The organism is Oenococcus alcoholitolerans (assembly GCF_051852995.1).
Taxonomy (GTDB): domain Bacteria; phylum Bacillota; class Bacilli; order Lactobacillales; family Lactobacillaceae; genus Oenococcus; species Oenococcus alcoholitolerans.
Map to the genome: position 1 here is coordinate 310,447 of NZ_CP176042.1, position 20,375 is coordinate 330,821.

At 41.6% G+C, this 20,375-nt stretch carries 19 protein-coding genes; 18 read left to right on the forward strand and 1 reads right to left on the reverse strand.

Annotated elements, in window-relative coordinates; translation table 11 throughout:
- The first annotated feature begins 89 nt into the window (after positions 1 to 89).
- The 17 genes from ACKP2L_RS02030 to rbfA all read left to right on the forward strand — a co-directional run bounded on the left by ACKP2L_RS02030 (position 90) and on the right by rbfA (position 18,079).
- Complete coding sequence (locus ACKP2L_RS02030; RefSeq protein ID WP_439425726.1) at positions 90 to 731, forward strand: glycoside hydrolase family 73 protein; 642 nt, start codon at positions 90 to 92, stop codon at positions 729 to 731.
- Between the two features lie 93 nt (positions 732 to 824).
- A complete protein-coding gene (locus ACKP2L_RS02035) occupies positions 825 to 1,808 on the forward strand; it encodes an AEC family transporter (RefSeq protein WP_439425727.1) in 984 nt (327 codons plus the stop codon).
- Positions 1,809 to 1,813: 5 nt separating this feature from the next.
- On the forward strand, positions 1,814 to 2,848 hold the full coding sequence (gene citC / locus ACKP2L_RS02040; RefSeq protein ID WP_439425728.1) for a [citrate (pro-3S)-lyase] ligase: 1,035 nt from the start codon (positions 1,814 to 1,816) through the stop codon (positions 2,846 to 2,848).
- Positions 2,849 to 2,850: 2 nt separating this feature from the next.
- Positions 2,851 to 3,144, forward strand: coding sequence for a citrate lyase acyl carrier protein (gene citD, locus ACKP2L_RS02045; protein ID WP_439425729.1), 294 nt, complete (start codon positions 2,851 to 2,853; stop codon positions 3,142 to 3,144).
- Complete coding sequence (gene citE / locus ACKP2L_RS02050) at positions 3,144 to 4,055, forward strand: citrate (pro-3S)-lyase subunit beta (RefSeq protein ID WP_439425730.1); 912 nt, start codon at positions 3,144 to 3,146, stop codon at positions 4,053 to 4,055. Before citD ends, citE begins: the two co-directional genes overlap by 1 nt.
- Positions 4,045 to 5,586: a citrate lyase subunit alpha gene (gene citF / locus ACKP2L_RS02055; protein WP_439425731.1), complete on the forward strand. Its 1,542-nt coding sequence runs from the start codon at positions 4,045 to 4,047 to the stop codon at positions 5,584 to 5,586. Before citE ends, citF begins: the two co-directional genes overlap by 11 nt.
- Positions 5,573 to 6,124, forward strand: a complete 552-nt coding sequence (gene citX / locus ACKP2L_RS02060) for a citrate lyase holo-[acyl-carrier protein] synthase (RefSeq protein WP_439425732.1) — start codon at positions 5,573 to 5,575, stop codon at positions 6,122 to 6,124. Before citF ends, citX begins: the two co-directional genes overlap by 14 nt.
- Positions 6,121 to 6,948: a triphosphoribosyl-dephospho-CoA synthase gene (locus tag ACKP2L_RS02065; RefSeq protein WP_439425733.1), complete on the forward strand. Its 828-nt coding sequence runs from the start codon at positions 6,121 to 6,123 to the stop codon at positions 6,946 to 6,948. Before citX ends, ACKP2L_RS02065 begins: the two co-directional genes overlap by 4 nt.
- 24 nt (positions 6,949 to 6,972) lie before the next feature.
- Positions 6,973 to 9,237, forward strand: coding sequence for a DNA helicase PcrA (gene pcrA, locus ACKP2L_RS02070; RefSeq protein WP_439425734.1), 2,265 nt, complete (start codon positions 6,973 to 6,975; stop codon positions 9,235 to 9,237).
- 1 nt (position 9,238) lies between these two features.
- Positions 9,239 to 11,296, forward strand: coding sequence for an NAD-dependent DNA ligase LigA (ligA, locus tag ACKP2L_RS02075; RefSeq protein WP_439425735.1), 2,058 nt, complete (start codon positions 9,239 to 9,241; stop codon positions 11,294 to 11,296).
- Positions 11,297 to 11,336: 40 nt separating this feature from the next.
- Entirely contained in the window at positions 11,337 to 12,452 is a 1,116-nt protein-coding gene (locus ACKP2L_RS02080; RefSeq protein ID WP_439425736.1) for a CamS family sex pheromone protein, read from the forward strand.
- A 111-nt stretch (positions 12,453 to 12,563) separates the two neighbouring features.
- Positions 12,564 to 13,034: a ribosome maturation factor RimP gene (gene rimP / locus ACKP2L_RS02085; protein ID WP_439425737.1), complete on the forward strand. Its 471-nt coding sequence runs from the start codon at positions 12,564 to 12,566 to the stop codon at positions 13,032 to 13,034.
- A 1-nt stretch (position 13,035) separates the two neighbouring features.
- Positions 13,036 to 14,487, forward strand: coding sequence for a transcription termination factor NusA (nusA, locus tag ACKP2L_RS02090; RefSeq protein WP_439425738.1), 1,452 nt, complete (start codon positions 13,036 to 13,038; stop codon positions 14,485 to 14,487).
- 20 nt (positions 14,488 to 14,507) lie between these two features.
- Complete coding sequence (gene rnpM, locus ACKP2L_RS02095) at positions 14,508 to 14,849, forward strand: RNase P modulator RnpM (RefSeq protein WP_439425739.1); 342 nt, start codon at positions 14,508 to 14,510, stop codon at positions 14,847 to 14,849.
- A complete protein-coding gene (locus tag ACKP2L_RS02100) occupies positions 14,779 to 15,132 on the forward strand; it encodes a L7Ae/L30e/S12e/Gadd45 family ribosomal protein (protein ID WP_439425740.1) in 354 nt (117 codons plus the stop codon). Before rnpM ends, ACKP2L_RS02100 begins: the two co-directional genes overlap by 71 nt.
- Positions 15,133 to 17,718, forward strand: coding sequence for a translation initiation factor IF-2 (infB, locus tag ACKP2L_RS02105; protein WP_439425741.1), 2,586 nt, complete (start codon positions 15,133 to 15,135; stop codon positions 17,716 to 17,718).
- On the forward strand, positions 17,711 to 18,079 hold the full coding sequence (gene rbfA, locus ACKP2L_RS02110) for a 30S ribosome-binding factor RbfA (RefSeq protein ID WP_439425742.1): 369 nt from the start codon (positions 17,711 to 17,713) through the stop codon (positions 18,077 to 18,079). Before infB ends, rbfA begins: the two co-directional genes overlap by 8 nt.
- 72 nt (positions 18,080 to 18,151) lie before the next feature.
- Here the strand turns inward: rbfA and ACKP2L_RS02115 are convergent, their stop codons facing one another.
- Positions 18,152 to 19,564 carry an LCP family protein gene (locus ACKP2L_RS02115; protein ID WP_439425743.1) on the reverse strand — a complete coding sequence of 471 codons (1,413 nt, stop codon included), beginning with the start codon at positions 19,562 to 19,564 and terminating at the stop codon, positions 18,152 to 18,154.
- A gap of 141 nt (positions 19,565 to 19,705) precedes the next feature.
- Between ACKP2L_RS02115 and ACKP2L_RS02120 the strand changes: the two genes are divergently transcribed.
- On the forward strand, positions 19,706 to 20,314 hold the full coding sequence (locus ACKP2L_RS02120; protein ID WP_439425744.1) for a hypothetical protein: 609 nt from the start codon (positions 19,706 to 19,708) through the stop codon (positions 20,312 to 20,314).
- Positions 20,315 to 20,375 lie beyond the last annotated feature (61 nt).

The following is a 20,375-nucleotide window of genomic DNA, read 5'->3' on the forward strand; positions in this document are numbered from 1 at the left end:
GTTCATCATAGATGAGCTGTTTTTTTATTTTAATTTAAAAGTATTGTGTTTTAATTAGGTACGGAATTTATTTTTCGTGATCATCGATAATGAAAAAAAGTCACAAAAGCAAAAGAAAAATCAAAGATAAGAAACAACAGTTTTTCAGCATAGCCGCCCTATCATTTATTGCCCTGCTGCTGTTATCGCCGATCTGGCTGACTGATCAAGCCAGAGAACGGCCGCAAGTACCGCAGCGATCGACCGGATCTCAAAGAGAAGATCTGCAAAGACAAAATTTTATCAAACAAACAGCTCCATTTGTCCAACAACGGCAGCGGCAGGACCGGATCCTCTCTTCGATCACACTGGCACAAATGATTTTGGAGTCTTCTTGGGGACAAAGTGAACTGGCTGTAAAATATCATAATTATTTTGGTGTCAAAAGCAGCGATCCTAACAATTCTGTCCGTCTTTCTACCCGCGAGTTCCGCAATGGCCGCTGGGAAACAGTCACTGCTAATTTTGCCGTTTATAGTGATTGGCGTCAATCGGTGATCAACCATAATCAACTATTTTTGCATGGGACTACCTGGAATCCGAATCAATATTCAGCCGTTGTCGGTTCGACTGATTATAAGCAGGCGGCTCATGCTTTGGTTTCGAGTTCATACGCTACTGATCCTGGTTATGCTCAAAAATTGATCGATCTGATCCAGCGTTATGATTTAAATCGTTTCGATAATATTTGAATGTTACTTAATCTAACATTAAGGTTAGCAGTATAATTATCTCTAATATTTGGCTCGCTTTTTTAAAGGATGAGTTGATAAGGGAGATATCTAATGGATGTTTTTTGGCTTTCGATCCAAAGCCTTCTTTCGATCATTATCATGATCGCGATCGGCTATTTTTGCCAAGCTGCCGGCTGGCTTAGTGATGGTTTTCAATCATCTTTGTCAAAACTTATCATGAATATAGCTTTGCCGCCGTCTATTTTTATGGCCATGCTTGCTCGTTTCCATCCGCGCCAATTAGCTAATTTATGGGCTGGTGTTTTGCTTGTTATCATTTCTATTTTTGTTGGATATGGATTTTCTTACCTCGTGACCAGGGTCTTTAAGGTAGCCAAAGGCCGCCGCGGTTTAATGATGGTAGCTTTCAACGGCGCTAATACTGTTTTTATTGGAATGCCCTTGAATATCGCTTTATTTGGAGATCGTTCCGTTGCTTATTTGCTGGTTTATTATATCGTCAACACAGTGATCATTTGGACTTTTGGTGTTTGGGTGATCGCTGGTGATGATCCGACCAGCAAATTGCGTCAAAAGACCAAGATCCAATGGAGTCATTTGCTGCCGGTACCTTTATGGGGTTTTATCGCCGCTTTGCCCTTTATTTTTTTGTCTCCTGAAACTGCTCGTTTTATATCCAGCGGTAATAATTTTTTGACGACCGCTTTATCCGGGCTGGCAAATTTAGTGACACCGCTTTCTTTGATTTATATCGGTATCATGTTGAGAAAATTCGGTCTTGTTTCTATGCGGATCGATTTTCATTCTTTTTTGGCTTTGCTCGGCCGTTTTGTTTTTTCGCCAGTCATTATGGCACTCGCAGTATTGATCGCGGGTGTTTCGGGACTTCACCTGGCAGGCCTTTTTCAGAAGACTTTGATCATCCAAGCGGCTACTCCGGCACCTGCTTTGCTTCCGATCTTGGCTGATAATTATCATTCTGATGTAAAATTTGCTTCAAATATCGTTGTACTTACCTCAACTTTATTTATTTTTGTCGTGCCGATCATCATGAGTATCATTAATTTTATATAAATAAAATGATTTTAAAACAAATTTTTTTCAACAATCAGCAAACGTTTGATTCTTGGCGCAATTTTTTGCAGTCTCAAGGTATTGATAATTTTGATCAAAGCGAAATAAAAACGATCGATTATACTGTTGCTGTTTTAGATGATAACGATCGATTTTTAGCAGTTGGTTCTCTGGCAGGCAAGGTGATCAAATACGTTGCCGTTAAAGATAAAGGCGGTCGGCAGTTCAATATGGTCATATCTGATCTGATGAGCAAAGCGGCCGAAAAAAGTATTTTTCATATATTCGTATTTACAAAAAATGACTATATCGATACTTTTAGGCATGTTGGTTTTAAGAAAATCGTTTCTACTAAACAAGCAGCCATTTTGGAAAGCGGCGATCGTTCGATCGAGGATTTTTTGCATAGTATCCCCTTAAAAAAATCAAAAAAACGCGCGTTGAAAATATCATCTTTGGTCATGAATGCAAATCCTTTTACAAAGGGGCATTATTATTTACTGAAAAAAGCCGCTGAGCGGTCAGACCTGGTCTATTTATTCATCGTCTCCACTGATCTGTCATTGTTCACTTTTAAAGAGCGTTTTGCCTTAGCTAAAGCTGCCTGCCAAGACTTTAAAAATGTTGTTTTGGTCGCTGGGGATGATTATTTGGTCAGCAGCACGACTTTTCCTGCTTATTTTTTGAAGAGTGGCGCCGATACCGCTTATTATCAGGCTGATTTGGATGCGACTTTGTTCAAAGAAAAAATTGCTCCATATCTGGGTATCAAATGGCGTTATCTCGGTCAGGAACCTTTTTCGGCAACGACAGCTATTTATAATCAGGTCCTAAAGAAAAGGCTGGAACCGGAAATAAAAGCGGTGATACTGCCACGTTTGCAAAATGATCAGGGGGAGGTCATCAGCGCCAGCCGGGTTCGCAGTTTGATATATCAAGATGATTTGAGTCAATTAGAAAAATATTTGCCCAAAAGCAGTTTGAATTATATCTTAGAACATATAGATGACATCAGGCAAAGGATGAGAAGGGAAGGATAATCGTGGAAATAAATAAAACGGCTCTTGCCGGGACAGTCGAATCATCTGATATTCAAATAACCTTAAGCAGGGGTTCTAATGGTATTCAGATAGATCTTGTCTCGGATGTTAAAAAACAATTCGGTCCGCAAATAATCAAGACGATCACCGATACTTTAAGCAGCCTGAATATAGATCAGGCTAATGTTAAAACAGTTGATAAAGGAGCGCTGGATTGCGTCATCAAGGCGCGAACCTATACAGCTGCTCAGCGGGCTTTAGGCAAAGAAGACAAGATCGATTGGGAGGCTTTGTAATGGTCGAAGAAGAACGTTTAAGGCGGACGATGATGTTTGTGCCCGGCAATAATCCGGCCATGCTTAAAGATGCCGGAATTTACGGAGCTGATTCGATCATGTTTGACCTGGAAGACGCCGTATCTTTAAACGAAAAGGATGCTGCACGGATCTTGGTCTACAACGCATTGAAAAGTCAGGACTACGGCAGCGCGGAAATAGTCGTACGCGTCAACGGCTTGGATACACCTTTTTTTAAAAATGATGTTTTTGCTATGGTCAAAGCAGGAGCAGAAGTGATCCGACTGCCAAAAACCGAGTCGGCTGATATGATCGCCGAATTAGAAAAAACGATCGAACAAGCCGAAAAGTTTTTTTCGATCGAACCCGGCAGTACTCATATGATGGCAGCGATCGAATCGGCAAAAGGGGTTTTGAATGCTCCGGAGATCGCAGCAGCCTCTAAAAGAATGATCGGTATCGCTTTATCAGCTGAAGATTATACGACCGACATGAAGACTCATAGATATCCCGATGGTGCCGAACTTGAATTTGCTCGAAACATGGTCCTGCACGCTGCCAGAGCAGCCGGTATCGCTGCCTTTGATACAGTTTTTTCCAATGTTAACGATACAGAAGGTTTTATCAGAGAAACTAAACACATTCACCAATTAGGTTTTGATGGAAAATCATTAGTCAATCCGCGGCAGATCGCTTTGGTAAATCAGATCTATGCACCGAGTTCCAAAGAGATCGAACAAGCTCAAAACGTTATCGCAGCGATCGAATCAGCAAGGACCAGCGGTTCAGGCGTCGTTTCTTTGAATGGCCAAATGGTCGACCGCCCAGTTGCTTTAAGAGCTGAAAGAGTTATCAAACTTGCTCAGGCAAGTAATTTGATCGATAAGGAGGGACATTACATTGAAAAATAAAATCGGCCGTCAAATTCCAGACTCGCTGCTCAAAGCTGGATACAGACCTTTTGCAGGTACTGAAATAAAGGAAACCATTAAGCAAAGAACTGCTCCTAAAGTCGCCGTTTCTAAGGGAGAAAATAAATTAGTCCGCTCGATCCCCGATCTGGTTAAAAAACTGGTTAAAAATGGCGCGACGATTTCTTTTCACCATCATCTTCGCGAAGGCGACCAAATTTTTAATCAGGTCATGCAGGCTATTATCGATTTAGGTATTAAAGACCTGACATTAGCTCCTTCTTCTTTGACGAATGTCATGAACGATATGGTCATCAAAGCGATCAAAACTGGAGCCGTCGCCAATATCACGTCATCAGGTATGCGCGGCAGCTTAGGTGATGCTGTTTCACACGGTATTTTAAAAAACCCGGTCATTTTTCGTTCTCACGGCGGCCGTGCCAGAGCGATCGAAGAAGGCGATATAAAAATCGATGTGGCTTTCTTAGCTGTGCCGAATTCCGATGTTCTTGGAAATGCAAATGGCAGCTTCGGGCAAGCAGCCTTTGGATCGCTCGGTTATGCTTTGATGGATGCGAAATATGCCGATAAATTGGTTTTGCTGACTGATAATATCGTTGACTATCCTAATACGCCTGCATCGATCGACCAAACTCAAGTTGATTATGTCGTCAAAGCAGATCGAGTTGGCGATCCAGAAAAAATATCTTCAGGTGCGACCCGCTTTACAAAAGATCCTAAAGAATTGAAGATCGCCCAATTAGTAAACCAGGTCATCATTAATTCGCCTTATTTTAAAAATGGTTTTTCTTTTCAAACCGGTTCCGGCGGAGCTGCCTTAGCTGTCAGCCGTTATTTGCGCCGATCTATGATCGAAAAAAATATCAAAGCTTCTTTTGCTCTTGGCGGCATAACTAAACCGACTGTCGATATGCTTAATGAAGGTTTAGTCAAAAAGGTTATGGATGTCCAAGATTTTGATAAAGGTGCTGCTGATTCGATGAAAAACAGTCCTTATCAGCAGGAGATCGATGCTTCTTGGTATGCTGATCCTGACAATAAAGGAGCTATGGTCGATCGATTAGACCTTGCAGTTTTGTCCGCCCTTGAAATAGATAAGGATTTTAATGTCAATGTTATGACCGGATCCGATGGCGTTATTCGCGGAGCTATTGGCGGTCACCAAGATGCTGCTAATGCAAAATTAACGATAATTTGTGCGCCTCTGGTTCGCGGGCGTATCGCCACGGTCGTTGATCAGCTGACGACTATCGTGACTCCCGGTGATTCAGTCGACGTGTTGGTAACTGAATATGGGATCGCGATCAATCCTAAACGAAAAGATTTGATCAAAAGCCTTTCCGCTGTTCCGGGATTGCCGATTTTTCCTATCGCCGAATTTGTTAAAAAGGCACAAAGCATTACCGGCAAGGCGCAGGCTTTAAAATTCAAAGACCGAATCGTTGCTTTGATAGAATACCGCGACGGGACTTTGATCGATACAGTCAGGGAAGTAGATGACGAAGAATAAAAGTATTTTTTCGAGCGGGAGTTATCAAACTGTTGGTAATGTTTTGGCCGCTAAAGACCGGCGTGCAAATTTTCAAGATCGGCTCTTAAAGAATGATGATTCTTTAACGATGATCTGTGCGAAAATGAATATTCCCGGCCCGATCAAAAATAATTCAATGATCAAAAAAATGTTCGGCTTGGCCTGTGAAAACTTTGAAAAAAATTATCTTGCAGGCATTGAAATCAAAAATTCTTTTGTCTGGGATTATCCAAGCGGACCGGAAAAGTTTTATTTGATAGACGAAGATCCTTTTTCGCTGAAAAAAATCGCTTTAGCCTTTGAAGACAGCTCATCTTTAGGCCGTTTATGCGATTTTGATGTTCTTTTTTATGAAAACGATGGCAAGGAAACGATCTCCAGGCAGCAAATGAACGTGCCGCCGCGCCGTTGTTTTCTTTGTGATGATCCAGCCAAAAACTGTGCTCGCAGCCGCCGCCATAAGGTTTCGGAACTTCAGGCCAAGATCGACCAAATTTTTTTAGAACTTTTTAAATGAACAGATCTTTTCAACAATCAGCCCTTAAGGCCCTGATCTACGAGGCAAGCGTTTGGCCTAAACCGGGGCTGGTAGATCCACTTGATCACAGCGGCCATCCTGATATGGACTACTTTGATTTTATTGATTCTGCTGTGGCTTTAGATGATTATTTCCGGCAGCTGGTTTGCCTGTCTTCAAGTTTCCCAAAAAATGAAGACAAGAAATTGTTTTCGGCTATCCGCCCGCTGGGGATCGAAGCTGAAAAAAATATGATGATCGCTACCAATGGGGCAAACACACATAAAGGGGCTGTTTTTTCCTTGGGATTAGCAGTCAGTGCCAGTGCTTATCTTCAAACTAATGACCACCATTCGATCCTTGCAGAAATCAAAAAAATGACCGGCGACATAATTGAACATGATTTTGCCGCTCTGAAAAAAGCAAAAACTGCTGGTGAAGAACAATATTTGCGATTTGGCTTTTCCGGAGCTCGAAGTGCTGCACAGGCTGGTTTTCCGATCGTCGAAAAGCGATCATTGCCTTTTTTTAAAAAAACAACAGGTAATTTGAACGATAGGTTATTGGATACCCTTTTGGATATCGTTTTGGTCAACTTCGACAGTAATCTTTTAAAAAGAGCTCATTATGATTTGAAGATATTTGATGAGGTCCGGTCAATGATATCTGATTATTTTTATCTAGGCGGGCAAAAGACTTTATCCGGCAAAAATAAATTAAAATCTATCATTGATTTTTTTGCTGAAGGCAGCCTGAGCCTAGGCGGCAGTGCTGATCTTTTGATATTAACTATTTATTTTGCTTTAATTGAGAAAATAATCTAAAAATTCAATGTTAAAATATTTTAAGTGAAAGATTTATTAGCAGGTTTAAATGATAAACAAAAAGAAGCGGTTCTAACTACCGAGGGACCGCTTTTGATTATGGCTGGTGCCGGTTCGGGCAAGACCAGAGTTTTAACGCACCGGGTCGCTTATTTAGTTCAGCAAAAATCGGTCGATCCTTGGTCTATTTTGGCGATCACTTTTACCAATAAAGCTGCCCGCGAAATGAAAGAAAGGATCGCCGGCCTTCTTGATCAAGAGCAAGCGACTGCCATCTGGGTATCGACTTTCCATGCCCTTTCAGCTCGTATTTTACGTCGCGATTCGGAAAAGATCGGTTATGGAACCAGCTTTTCGATTCTTGATCCAAGTGCGCAGAAAACTCTTATCAAACACGTTTTAAATGATTTGAATTACGACTCCAACCAATATGAGCCGAAAAGTATTCTTGCGGCGATATCTAATTTTAAAAACGCTTTGCAGACACCAAAAGATGCCCAAAGAGAAGCGCAAACGGTTTTTGACCAGGCAGCTGCTTCTGCCTATGATCTTTATCAAAAGCGGCTCAAATTATCGCAATCAATGGATTTTGATGATCTGATCATGAAAACGATCGAATTGTTCCGCCAAGCGCCGGACGTTTTACATTATTATCAGCGCAAGTTTCGTTATATCCACGTTGATGAGTATCAAGATACCAATGATGCTCAATATCAAATGGTCAAAATGCTTGCTTCTGGTCAGGCGGCTTGGGGAAATCTGGCAGTCGTAGGTGATTCTGACCAGAGTATTTATGGTTGGCGCGGCGCTGATATGAACAATATTCTGAATTTTGAAAAAGATTTTCCAGGTGCAAAAACAGTCATGCTGGAACAGAATTATCGGTCGACCAAACATATCCTGCAGGCAGCTAATCAGGTCATCGAAAATAATATTTTGCGTAAACCGAAAAAATTATGGACGGAAAACGTGTCCGGTGATCTGATCCATTATTATCGAGCCCAGTCTGAGACTGATGAAGCTCATTACGTTTTGACTAAGATCAAAGAGGGATTGAAAAAAGGCAGGAGTTTGAATGATTTTGCAGTCCTTTTCCGGACTAATGCTCAGTCTCGTGTTTTTGAACAGGTTTTCAATGCCGGCCGGATCCAATATACGATCGTTGGAGGTACACGCTTTTTCGATCGAAAAGAGATCCAAGACGTCGTTGCCTATCTTCAGTTGGTTTCCAATCCTGATAATAATTCGGCTTTTGAGCGGATCGTTAACGAACCAAAGCGTTCGATCGGCGCCAGTTCGGTCGACAAGCTGCGAACTTTTGCAAACCAGCAAGGGGTTTCTTTAATGGAAGCGATCGATCGTTTGGATCAGGACCAGTCTTTGCCCAAGAAGGCCCGCAGCAACTTTATCGCTTTTTCTAATATTATCAAGGGATTTTCTGATCAGTCGCATTTTTTGTCTTTGACTGAATTATCGCAGGAAGTTATCGACAAAAGCGGACTGCGCAGACAGTATGCTGAAAAAAATGATCTTGATTCGCAGGCGCGGGTAGAAAATTTGGACGAGTTCTTATCGCAAACCAAGCAATTTGATGATGATTATGACCCTGATCTTTCAGAAACCGATAACGCGCTGGTTGACTTTCTCGGCCAGACTGCTTTAGTAAATGACCTTGATTCTTATGACCAGGATGCTGGACAAGTGACCTTAATGACTGTTCATGCAGCTAAGGGATTGGAATTTCCGGTTGTTTTTATCGTTGGACTTGAAGAAGGCATTTTTCCTTCTGCACGTTCGATCATGGAAAGAGACGGCCTTGAAGAAGAGCGGCGTCTGGCCTATGTCGCCATCACAAGGGCTCAAGAGGAACTTTATTTGACCAATGCGTACGGAAGACTTTTATACGGCCGCAGTCAAGTTAATGAACCGTCGATGTTCATTAACGAGATAGATGATTCGCTGCTGGATAAAGAAAACCAAGCCGATGATCAAAGTTCCAGCCCATCAGCTTATCAGCGTCCTTTGCCATTTGATAATCCTGCCGGCGTTGACAAGAAACCATTATTTGCAAGCAGGCGCCATCAACAGGCTTTTTCAAAAGTCTACCATGGAAATGGTGCCGAAAAAAAAGAGTGGCATACTGGGGATCGAGTCAAGCATCGCGCTTTTGGTGTTGGCCGGATCGTGTCTATTAAAGATGACGGCAATGATAAAATATTGCGTGTTGCTTTTTCCAATAAAGGTATTAAAGAATTGATGGCATCATTTGCCCCGATCGAGAAGATTTAAAATGAATCCAGAAATACATTTTCAGCCAATCGAAGATTTAACTCTGACAACTGCCCAGCAAGAGATAAAAGATCTCTCAGACAAGTTATTAAAGTGGGGCCGTGAATACTATGAAGAAGATAATCCCAGCGTCGAAGACTATGTTTACGATGCTAATTACGCGCGTCTGGTTGCTTTAGAGAAGGCTTTTCCTAGTTTAGTCATGCCTGATTCGCCAACGCAAAGAGTAGCTGCTGGAAATAGTGTCCAGGCAGACAGCAAGGGTTTGAAAAAAGTTGTCCACCCGGTGCCGATGCTCTCTTTGGGCGATGTTTTTTCAGTTGAAGAACTTTATGAATGGGATAAGGTCACGACTAAAAATGCCGGCGCTCAACAAGCTTATAATCTCGAACTGAAAATAGATGGTTTGGCTATCTCGCTTCGTTATGAAAACGGTCGCTTGATCCAGGCCTCTACCCGCGGCGACGGTACGATCGGCGAAGACGTCACAGCTAATGTCAGGACTATAAAAGAGATACCGCAGCATTTGAATGAAGATTTGACGATTGAAGTCCGCGGTGAGATCTACATGAAAAAAGATGTCTTTGCTCAGCTTAATGCAAAGCGCGATGAAGCCGGCAAACCGGTTTTTGCCAATCCTAGAAATGCCGCTGCCGGCAGTTTGCGCCAATTGGATCCAAAAATAACCGCTGAGCGTCACCTTTCTTCTTTTATATATTACACAGCTCAAAACGATGTGTTGGGTACAGGTACTCAATCTGGGGTATTGGACCGGTTTCGGCAATTAGGCTTTCCTGTTAATCCAGACAATCGTGTTATCAGCAATATGGATCAAGTCAAAGCTTACATTGATGAATATACTGAAAAAAGAGCTTTTTTGCCCTACGGGATCGATGGTGTCGTCGTTAAAGTAAATGATCTGGCAATGGAAAATGAGTTGGGTAATACCGTTAAGATCCCCCGCTGGTCAATAGCCTATAAATTTCCGCCAGAAGAAGCTTTGACGGTCGTTAGAGATATAACTTGGACGGTTGGGCGAACAGGTGTCGTTACCCCGACAGCAGTCATGGATCCAGTTCTTTTGGCGGGTACGACTGTCAAAAGAGCCAGTTTGCATAATCCGGATTATTTGCAGGAAAAAGATGTACGGATCGGCGATACAGTTACATTGCACAAAGCCGGTGATATCATTCCTGAAGTCGGTCAAGTTATTTTAGATAAAAGACCGGAAGGCGATGATCAGCCTTATCCGATCCCTCAATATTGTCCTTCCTGCGGATCAAAACTAGTTCATGTTGAAGGCGAAGTGGCTTTGCGCTGCATCAATCCTGAATGTCCAGCACAGATAAAAGAGGGACTTGTCCATTTTGCATCAAGAAATGCGATGAATATTGACGGTTTAGGGCCAAGAGTCGTTACTCAGCTGATCGATAAAAAGTTTGTTAAAAAAATTTCCGATCTGTATGCACTTAGGGCCGATCAGCTTTTGCAGCTTGATAAGTTTGCTGAGTTGTCAGCTGATAATCTTCTTAATGCTATCGAAAATTCAAAAAACAACTCGGTTGAAAGGCTTATCACTGCTTTAGGTATTCGCGGCGTTGGCGCTAAAGCTGCACGAGTTTTGGCAGCTCATTTTAAAAATTTACGCAATCTTCAAAATGCTTCGGCAGAACAGATCGCTGATATAGATGGTATCGGTCAGGTCATGGCAGATGCGATCGTACAATTTTTCGACAGCGAAAAAGTCGGCCAATTGATCAATGAACTTGAAAACTTTGGTTTGAACTTTGATTATATTTCAAGCTCTTCCAGCGATACTTCTGGTTATTTCTATAATAAGAGAATCGTTTTAACAGGAAAGCTGAACCATTGGACACGACCGCAGATGCAAAACTGGCTTGAAGATCATGGAGCAAATGTTTCATCGTCAGTTTCTTCAAAAACCGATCTATTGATCGCCGGGACTGATGCGGGCAGTAAACTTAAGAAAGCTCGGCAGCTGGGTGTTAGAGTTATTAATGAACAGGAATTTATTGATTTAAGTGATGCAGAGAAATAGGTTTAGAATTACAATTACACAATTTTTAGTGGGATTATTCGTGGTTTTGGCTTTAGTTATTGCGATTTTGATTTATTTTTTCAATTATCGTCAGCCGACCAGCAATAGCTCTTCTCAAAGAAGTTCAGTTCAAGTTATCGATAACAGCAGCAATAGCGGCGATTATCGTACGATCATTTCTAATGGACGATATAGGACTTCGGCAGCACGAGGTATAACTGTGACCACTGAAACGAATTTCAATGTACAATCGTTTGAAAATTCGCTTATCAATCTTTCGCGCAGCTTTTTTTCGCCGCGCCGTTATATTTTTCAAGAAGGCCAATATTTAAGTTCTTCTACTTTAACAGATTGGTTAAATCGTTCTTCGTCGGATAATCCTCAAGGGCTCAACCCGCCTGATAACGGACGCCGCGATAATGGCAGAAATCCTTATTATCTGCAATCGATCGAGGAAGACGATTTCGTTAATCAATCAGGATCTGGCAATTTTGATCTTGAAGGAATGACGATCGGTATGGCAATGAATCGTGCTGATCATTATTCTGCTCAGCAGGGAGGACCAACACTGACTCAAAACATTCCCCGCAATCAGATGGTTGAACAAGGACAGTCGATGGCCGGCAAAGTCCTCCAAAGATTACGAGCAAATAAGCGTATTCCTAATAATGTGCCCATTTTGATAGTCATGTATGAAAATTCGCCTGAGGATTCTTTGGCCGGCGGATCTCCCTATGCCTACTATCTTTCCCGCTCAGGCAGCAATATTGGCAGCTGGACTGATCCGCAGATCAGAAACATCGTTCTTCCCAAAAGCAACGGCGATCATTCTTCTTTAGGCAGTCAAGATAACACGACTTTTTCAAATTTTCAAAATCAGATCGAAAATTTTTTCCCAAGTATTTCCTCTGCGACTGCACAGGCACATTATGACCACGATAACTTGGCTGGGCTGAACGTCACTGTCAATACCAACTTCTACTCTGTGTCTGAAATACGTGCTTTTTCTTCTTATATCTCGCAGATCATGCCTCGTTATTTTGGCGGTACGATTCCAGTGCGGATATCAGTTTATGCATCGAACCAGCTTCTCTCTGTGATAAATCGAGATAGCGGTGCTAATGATTTTCATATAACTTACCTATATAGCTATTAAAGCATTGAAAAAAAACTATAAAAAAGATATAATAATCTGTAACTTGATTTACTCGTGTAAATGAGTTGGCCGCATGCCAGCTCATTTTTTATGGATCAAGTTAATATAACTATGAATTCGAAAACATTAAATATTATAAAAGAACATATTTTGCCGATACTTTCTCAAGAAGAGCTGGTATTGTGGAAAATCGATTTTTCGCAGCATGGCCAAGCGATCCTTTCGATCGATATCGATTTAGCTGATGGCCAAGCGATCACGATAGATAAAATTGCTGAAGTGACTCCTTTGATCAGCGAAGCTCTTGATGAAATAAAACCAGACCCTTTTCCTGATCAATACAGTTTGGATATTTCTTCACCGGGGATAAATCGTGAATTGGGAAATCAGGAACAGTTAAAATGGGCGATCGGCAAACCAGTAACTGTCAAATTTTTTGAAAAAGTTGACGGCACCAAGGTTGTTAATGGCATTCTTGATGATTTTAATGAACAACAAATTCAATTGAAGTTTCCTTCTGATGAACATATTTCCTATGGAACTTCTAAAATAGCAAAAATCTCACTAAATGAGGAGGATTAAGATGGCATCAGATTATAAAAAAGAACTTTTCGCTGCTTTAAAAGCCCTGCAAACTGAAAAGGGCATTAGCCGGGAAGATGCGATCGAATCACTTAAAGATACGCTCCTTACCGCTTATAAAAAAAATTTTGAAGGTGAAGTCAATGTTGAAGTTGACGTTGACCCTGAAAAGCAAGAATTCAATTTACTGCAGATAAAGGAAGTTATTGATGATGGCGGCATGATAGATCCTTATTCTGAGATTTATCTTAAAGATGCCCGTGCGATCAACCCTGCTTATGAGATCGGCGACAAAATAAAATTTGAGATCAATCCGCGTAATTTTGGTCGTTTAGCCGCTCAGTCAGGCAAGAACAAATCAACCCAGTTGATTCGAGAAAAGGAAAAAGAGGCGATCCATGCGCGTTATGAAGGTTTTGAACACGAGATCGTCACTGCTAAGGTCATTCGCGAAGACCAGCGTTTCTTATGGGTCGCTATGCCTGACGGACAAGAAGCTGCTATGGGCGAAAAGGATCGTATCCCTGGAGAAAAGTATAAAGTCGGCGATCCAATAAAAGTTTTGATAAACAGAGTTGAAGATTCTTCTACCAGAGGTCCGCAAATTTATGTTTCTCGGACAAGCCCGGAACTGGTCAAGCGCTTATTTGAACAAGAAGTACCTGAAGTTTACGACGGGACCGTTGTGATCGAATCGATCGCTCGAGAAGCAGGCGACCGTTCTAAGGTAGCTGTTAGAACTACCGACCCCAATCTTGATCCGGTCGGTACCCTTGTCGGACCGCGCGGATCTAGAGTTCAAGCAGTCGTCAACGAGTTGAATGGCGAAAATATGGATATCGTTGAGTGGGTCGAAGATGAGGCGCAATACATTGCTAACGCTCTTAATCCGGCTGAAGTCGTTGATGTTATCTTTAGTCCGGAAAATGATAATGAAGTTACCGTCATCGTACCTGACTATCAACTTAGTTTGGCGATCGGCAAACGCGGCCAAAACGCTCGGCTGGCTGCTAAATTAACTAAATTCAAAATTGACATCAAATCAGAAACGCAAGCAGAAAATGATCCTAAATTGCAGGCTATTTTAGAAGAATCAGCTAAGTATGCAGACGAAGATGAAGCTGACCAGGATCAATGGGATGATGATGCGGAATATAATGATGCAGCTGATTATTTAGATGATTCGCAAACTCAGCCAGCCGATGATCAAGCGAAGACTGATCAGCAAAAATCTGGCACCGAAGAGGCGGAATCAGCTTCTGTTTCAGAGACAGAGGTATCCTCATCTTCTGCTTCTGAACAAACTGAAAATAAAGATCTTAGTGCTGAAGAAGCCAAAGAAGCAGAAGATGAATTTACTGCTGCTTTGAATAATGTAGATTATCAAGCCATTCTGAAGGAAAAAGAAGAACAAGACAGTCAGGAAAAAAACAAAGAAAAAAACAAAAAATAATTTGATCACGGCTATATCACATGAAAAAAAAGGAACAACAAATCAAAAAAAGAAAGATCCCGATGCGCCGGGAATTGGTCAGCGGTCAAATGCTGCCGAAAAAAGATATGATCAGGATAGTTCGTACACCGGAAGATAAGTTAGTTATAGATCCGAGCGGACGTCAAAATGGTCGCGGTGCTTATTTGGCTATAGATGGTAAACTAGCTAAGAGGGCAAAAAAAGAGAAAGTGCTCGACAGCGTGTTCCAACGGACCGTCCCTGATGAATTTTATGATCAAATAATTGATTATGTTGTTCATCAACAAGCTAGAAGGGAGCTTTTCAGTCACGAACGTATTATCAAGACGGAAAATTCTTAATTATCTAGGTCTTTGCCGACGCGCCGGTTTTATCATCAGCGGCAGCGAACTGTTGATCAAAGCTTTATTGAAAAAGCAGCTGTTTCTCGTCGTTATAGCTAGTGATGCAAGCCCTAAAACAACAAAGGAAATCAAAAAACATATTGTCGATAAAATTTTTATTATCAATCAGTTATCAAGTTCTGAAATCAGTCAAGCGATCGGTCAAGAACGAAAGGTACTTGGTGTTACCGATCAAGGGATCGCTCAGCAGATCCGAAAAATTATTGAAGGGGGTGAATAAATGACAGAGGAAGAAAAAAAACGTCGTCCTTTAGTTAGACACATAAGGAAACAAACGGCTTCTAATTCTGAATTACCAGCTTCGCGCAGGCGTCATGCAGCTGGTTTATCTAATAATGCGCAAAATAATCGCGGCGGCTCTAATTCCAACAACAATAAGAACGCAAGCAGTAATCATCGTGATGATACACGGGCGCGACGTGTCAGCAGGAGTGCAGAAAGTTCTACCGGCCGTCCGATGCCGAAAGATCGTCGGCCGATCAATGCCGGTGCTGCAAGTGCTCCAGCAGAAACCGCTAGTCAGCAGCGCCGTCCTATCGTTAGAAAAATCAGAAGCAATGACAGCCGCAGAAATAACTCCGGCGCTAGGAATTCTGGTTTTTCAAATTCCAACAACAACAATAGAAATAACGGAAGTACGCCGCGGAGGCAGCACGTTCACAATCCATTGCCTAATCAACATCCTGAGACTAATCAGCGCAGACGTAATAACAATAATCACTCGCAGACCAATAACCGCTCTGAGAATAATAATCGCAACCGCAACGCAGCGGCAGTTTCTGCCCATAAACGTCCAAATGCAGCACAAAATGGATCAGGTCGTTTTGGCGGTGCGTTAGCTTCAGGAAATAATTCAGCTCGTAATAACACAAGGCGCCGTAATCAAAGTACGACACCTAATAATCAGAATCGATTCGCTACCGGTCCTGCTTTAGGTACTCGCAGAAAATCTGGTCCAAAGGGATCCAAAAAGGCACAAAGGATCGCGGCTGCTTCGGTAAGAAAAAACAGAAAGACAGAGCGTAAAGAACAGCCATTACCAAAGGTTCTTGAATATCGTCTTGGCATGAATGTTCAGGATATCGCCAAGATCATTCATCGTGATGTTGCTGAAATTTTGAAAAAGTTCTTCTTATTGGGAGTTGTTGTCAATCAAAACCAAAGCCTTGACTCTGATGCCATTGAATTGTTAGCAGCTGATTATGGTATTGAAGCTAAGCAAAAAGAAGAAGTAGATGTTTCTGATATCGATCGTTTCTTCGATGAAGAGGCAAATGATATCAATGAAGATAAGCTTACTCAGCGTCCACCGATCGTTACGATCATGGGCCATGTTGATCATGGTAAAACGACACTGCTGGATTATCTTCGTCATACTCATGTTACTGAAGGCGAAGCTGGCGGTATCACACAGCACATCGGTGCTTATCAAGCTAAATTAGATGGACGCTTGATAACCTTCTTGGATACTCCAGGCCACGAGGCATTTACCGAAATGCGTGCTCGCGGTGCAAACGTTACTGATATAACCATCCTTGTCGTCGCAGCAGATGATGGGGTCATGCCTCAGACTATCGAAGCTATCCACCATGCTAAAGCTGCGAAAACACCTATTATCGTAGCTATCAATAAGATCGATATTCCAGGTGTTGATCCTGAAAATATCGTTAACGAATTGATGAAATATGATCTGGTGCCGGAACGATATGGCGGCGATACCATCGAAGTTCCTATTTCAGCTAAGACCGGTGAGAACGTTGATAAGCTATTAGAGATGATCCTGCTTCAGGCTGATTTGATGGAATTGAAAGCCGATCCTACTGCCAAAGCTCGCGGGTCTGTTATCGAAGCACGGTTAGATAAAGGACGCGGTGCAGTTGCAACCTTGCTTGTCCAGCAAGGGACTTTGAAGACAGGCGATCCTATCGTTGTTGGAAATACTTTTGGTCGTGTTCGTACTATGAATGATGCTTCAAAGAAGTCTATCGATGGAGCTCTTCCGGCAACTCCGGTCGAGATAACCGGTTTGAATGATGTTCCTCAAGCTGGAGACCACTTCGTTATTATGGATTCTGAAAAAGAAGCTCGTGAAGCTGGTGAACAACGCGCCAAGAATGCCATGGAAGAAGAGCGCAATACCGGGTCTGTTGTCACACTCGATAATTTGTTCTCTACGATGGCTAAAAACGAACAGAAGACTGTTCCTTTGATAGTTAAAGGCGATGTCCAGGGTTCGGTTGAAGCTTTGTCGGACTCATTGATGAAAATCAAGGTTGAAGGTGTCAGGGTGGACATTATTCATGCCGCTGTTGGTGCTATTAATGAATCTGATATCAATTTAGCTGAAGCATCTGATGCAATAATAATTGGTTTTAATGTTCGTCCAATGGGACAGGCCAAGACAGAAGCTGAGCAAAAACACGTTGATATCAGGCTTTATAATGTTATTTATGATGCGATCAACGAAGTTGAAGCAGCCATGAAGGGCAAACTAGAACCTGTTTACAAAGAAAAGGTCCTTGGCAGTGTAGATGTTCGCAGATTGTTCCACTACTCTAAGATCGGTACGATCGTTGGCGGCATCGTTACTGATGGAACGATAACTCGTGATTCCAAAGTTCGTTTGATCAGAGATGGTGTTGTTGTCTATGATGGTGTACTTGGGTCCCTTAAGCACGGCAAAGATGATGTCAAAGATGTCAAAAAAGGATTTGAACTTGGTTTGACGATCGCTAACTATAACGATGAAAAAGTTGGTGATGTGATCGAGCCTTATATCATGGAAGAGGTCAAAGCAAATGCCTAAGAAAGCTAAGTCTGCTCGTCTCTTAAGAGTCGAAGGCACGATTGCGCGTGATATAGGCAAGATCCTCGTTAAAAAAGTTTCTGATCCCCGACTTAAAGATGTTACCGTTACCGGTGTGGATATGTCTGCTGATTTCTCTGTTGCCTATGTATATTGGACTATCTATTCTAATCTAGCTAGTTCAAAAGAAAAGGCTGATCGAGGGCTCAGTGCCGCTAAAGGTTTAATAAAACATGAATTGTCAAAACAAATGACTACTTTTAAAATTCCTGATTTGGTTTTTAAAAGGGATACGGCCATCGAATATGGTGATCATATCGAAAAGCTCATTTCTAAATTAAATGATCAAGATGATCATTAAAAAAGCATCCGGTTATTCTTTAAAATAATCGGATGCTTTTTGATTTGTTCGCTTTAAAATGTTTGGATTCATTTAAGGATTCTGGCCATTACCAGCAGGCGCTTGATCTTGTCCAGTCTCGGTTGGCTGAACTGTGCTAGAGGCTGTTGCCTGACTGCTGCTGACTGCCGGCAATGCCGGTGCCGGAGCAGGAATTACCTGTTGTCGGCTTGAACTTGAAGATACGGCAGGGGCACTATAAGCATAATATTGCGGTGCTGTATAACTAGATGAATATGCTGCCTGGCTGCTGCTGTTAGCTGCATATTGTTGAGTCGATTGATCATTTGAGGAATAAGAAGAAGCAGTCTGCTGGCTATCCGGATCGTATATGACCACCCCGTTATTAACTTCTCCAGAGAAACGCGGACCGGTCTGACCTTTTTTCAATTCTAATAAACTGCGGATCTTATCAGTCGCGCGCTGTTTTTCTTTTTGAGGAATAATTTCATATGAAACTATTCCAAGATATTTATAGCTGTCTCCTTGCAAATGATCAGATTCGATGTTTTTGACCGATGATCGATAATTGGATACAAGTGTTAGCAGATCGTCAAAAGACAGGTCGGTTTGAGCTTGCCGTGAGATTGAATTTATAAATTTTCTGTTGACTACTTGCTGAACTAAACGACTGCTTTTTTTGGCAACTGCTTCTAATATCAATCGCTGCCTTAAAGTACGGCCATAATCGCCGGTGGGGTCTTGATAGCGCATACGGGCAAAAGCTAAAGCCGCATCCCCATTCATGACATTTGAGCTTCTAGTTAAATTAACGCCATTTTGAAAATATTCGTAATGAGTCGAATCTTTTGTGAAACTGTACAGGTTGTTACCGTAATCATGGGCTGTATCAGATGAAAATTTGAAAGTAAGCGGCGATTTTACAGATATGCCGCCGACTGCATTGACTATTTGCTCCAAAGCGTTCATATTGACGATCGCATAAAAATCGATCGGAACGTTCAACCATTTTTCCACAGTTTTTATCGTTGTCTCCGGGTGACCCTTGCCGTTAGCCGGATATTCGTAGGCAGCGTTTATTTTTTGGGGAAAAGTGTCTTCATATCCGGGAATCGACACCATAGAGTCTCTAGGAATCGAAAAAAGGACCGTCTTATGCTGTTTTGGACTCACGGTCACTAATATCATCGAATCAGTCCGACCGACCCAATTTCTGCCTAATTCACCCGTATCTGTACCCATTAGCAAGATAGAAAACGGGCGTCCTTTTTTTAAGGCTTCGCTGACATTTCGGCTTTTTTTGATGTTGGTACTGACAAAAGTATTTTTATTGATGGCGTATTTTATATTTGAATAAGCGATCGAAAATGCAATTCCAGCAGCGATAAAAATCAGTCCTAAAAAGGATAAGACTATGTTTCGCAGTAAATGACCTCCTTTTTTTCTAGGAGTTTTGTTTTGCTGGGATCGATTATTTTTTTGCATATTGATTATTTTATCCAATCTATTGTTAACATCGCATTAAAAAAATCAGCTTTGCTAAAATAACTTATGTAAGTTATGATAGTTGACCGCGATATAATTAGAAGACCTTTGATTTTTATTTTTTTTGGTTTGTTTACGCTTATGTTTATTCTAGCATTGTTATCATCACCGATGCTTTCTTTGTTAGATAGCCTGGCAACGAATTTTTTAACTAAAGATCATGGTTTCTTCGTCAATACTTTATTTTTCTTGGTCGGGCATTTAAGCCGCCCTTACTTGTGTTGTTTGATCACTTTTTTGTTCGCCTTTTTTCTTTGGGGCAGTAATTTAAAAGTCGCTGCCTGCTGGCTGATGATCACCATTTTTTCTATTCCGTTCTTTGTTTGGATCTTCGGCATATTCTTATCATCATCTTCAATTTTGGATCAGCCTGATCATGGCGCTTTTCACGACGGTTTTCCAAGCAGCGGCGTGACCATGTCCTTTGTTTTGATCCAATTTTTGTTCGTTTTCTTTATTTCGGCTTTCAAAAAAAAGGCCCGCTCGCGTCGCAACAGATTTATCGTTTTTTTGATTATCTGGCTGCTGCTGGTCTTCTTTTCAAACATCGCTTTAGGTTATAGTTCATTTATTGAATCAGCAGCGGCTTTGCTTTTCGGCTTCTTTTGGTTCCTTTTGACTGAAGAATCTTACTATCGTCTTGCTCCGAAATTAAAGAGATGGAATATTTTTTTGAGCAGCAGAATCTAAAATATCGTTTGACATTTATCAGCAAAATTGCAAAATTATTAATAGTAAAAAAGGAGATTTT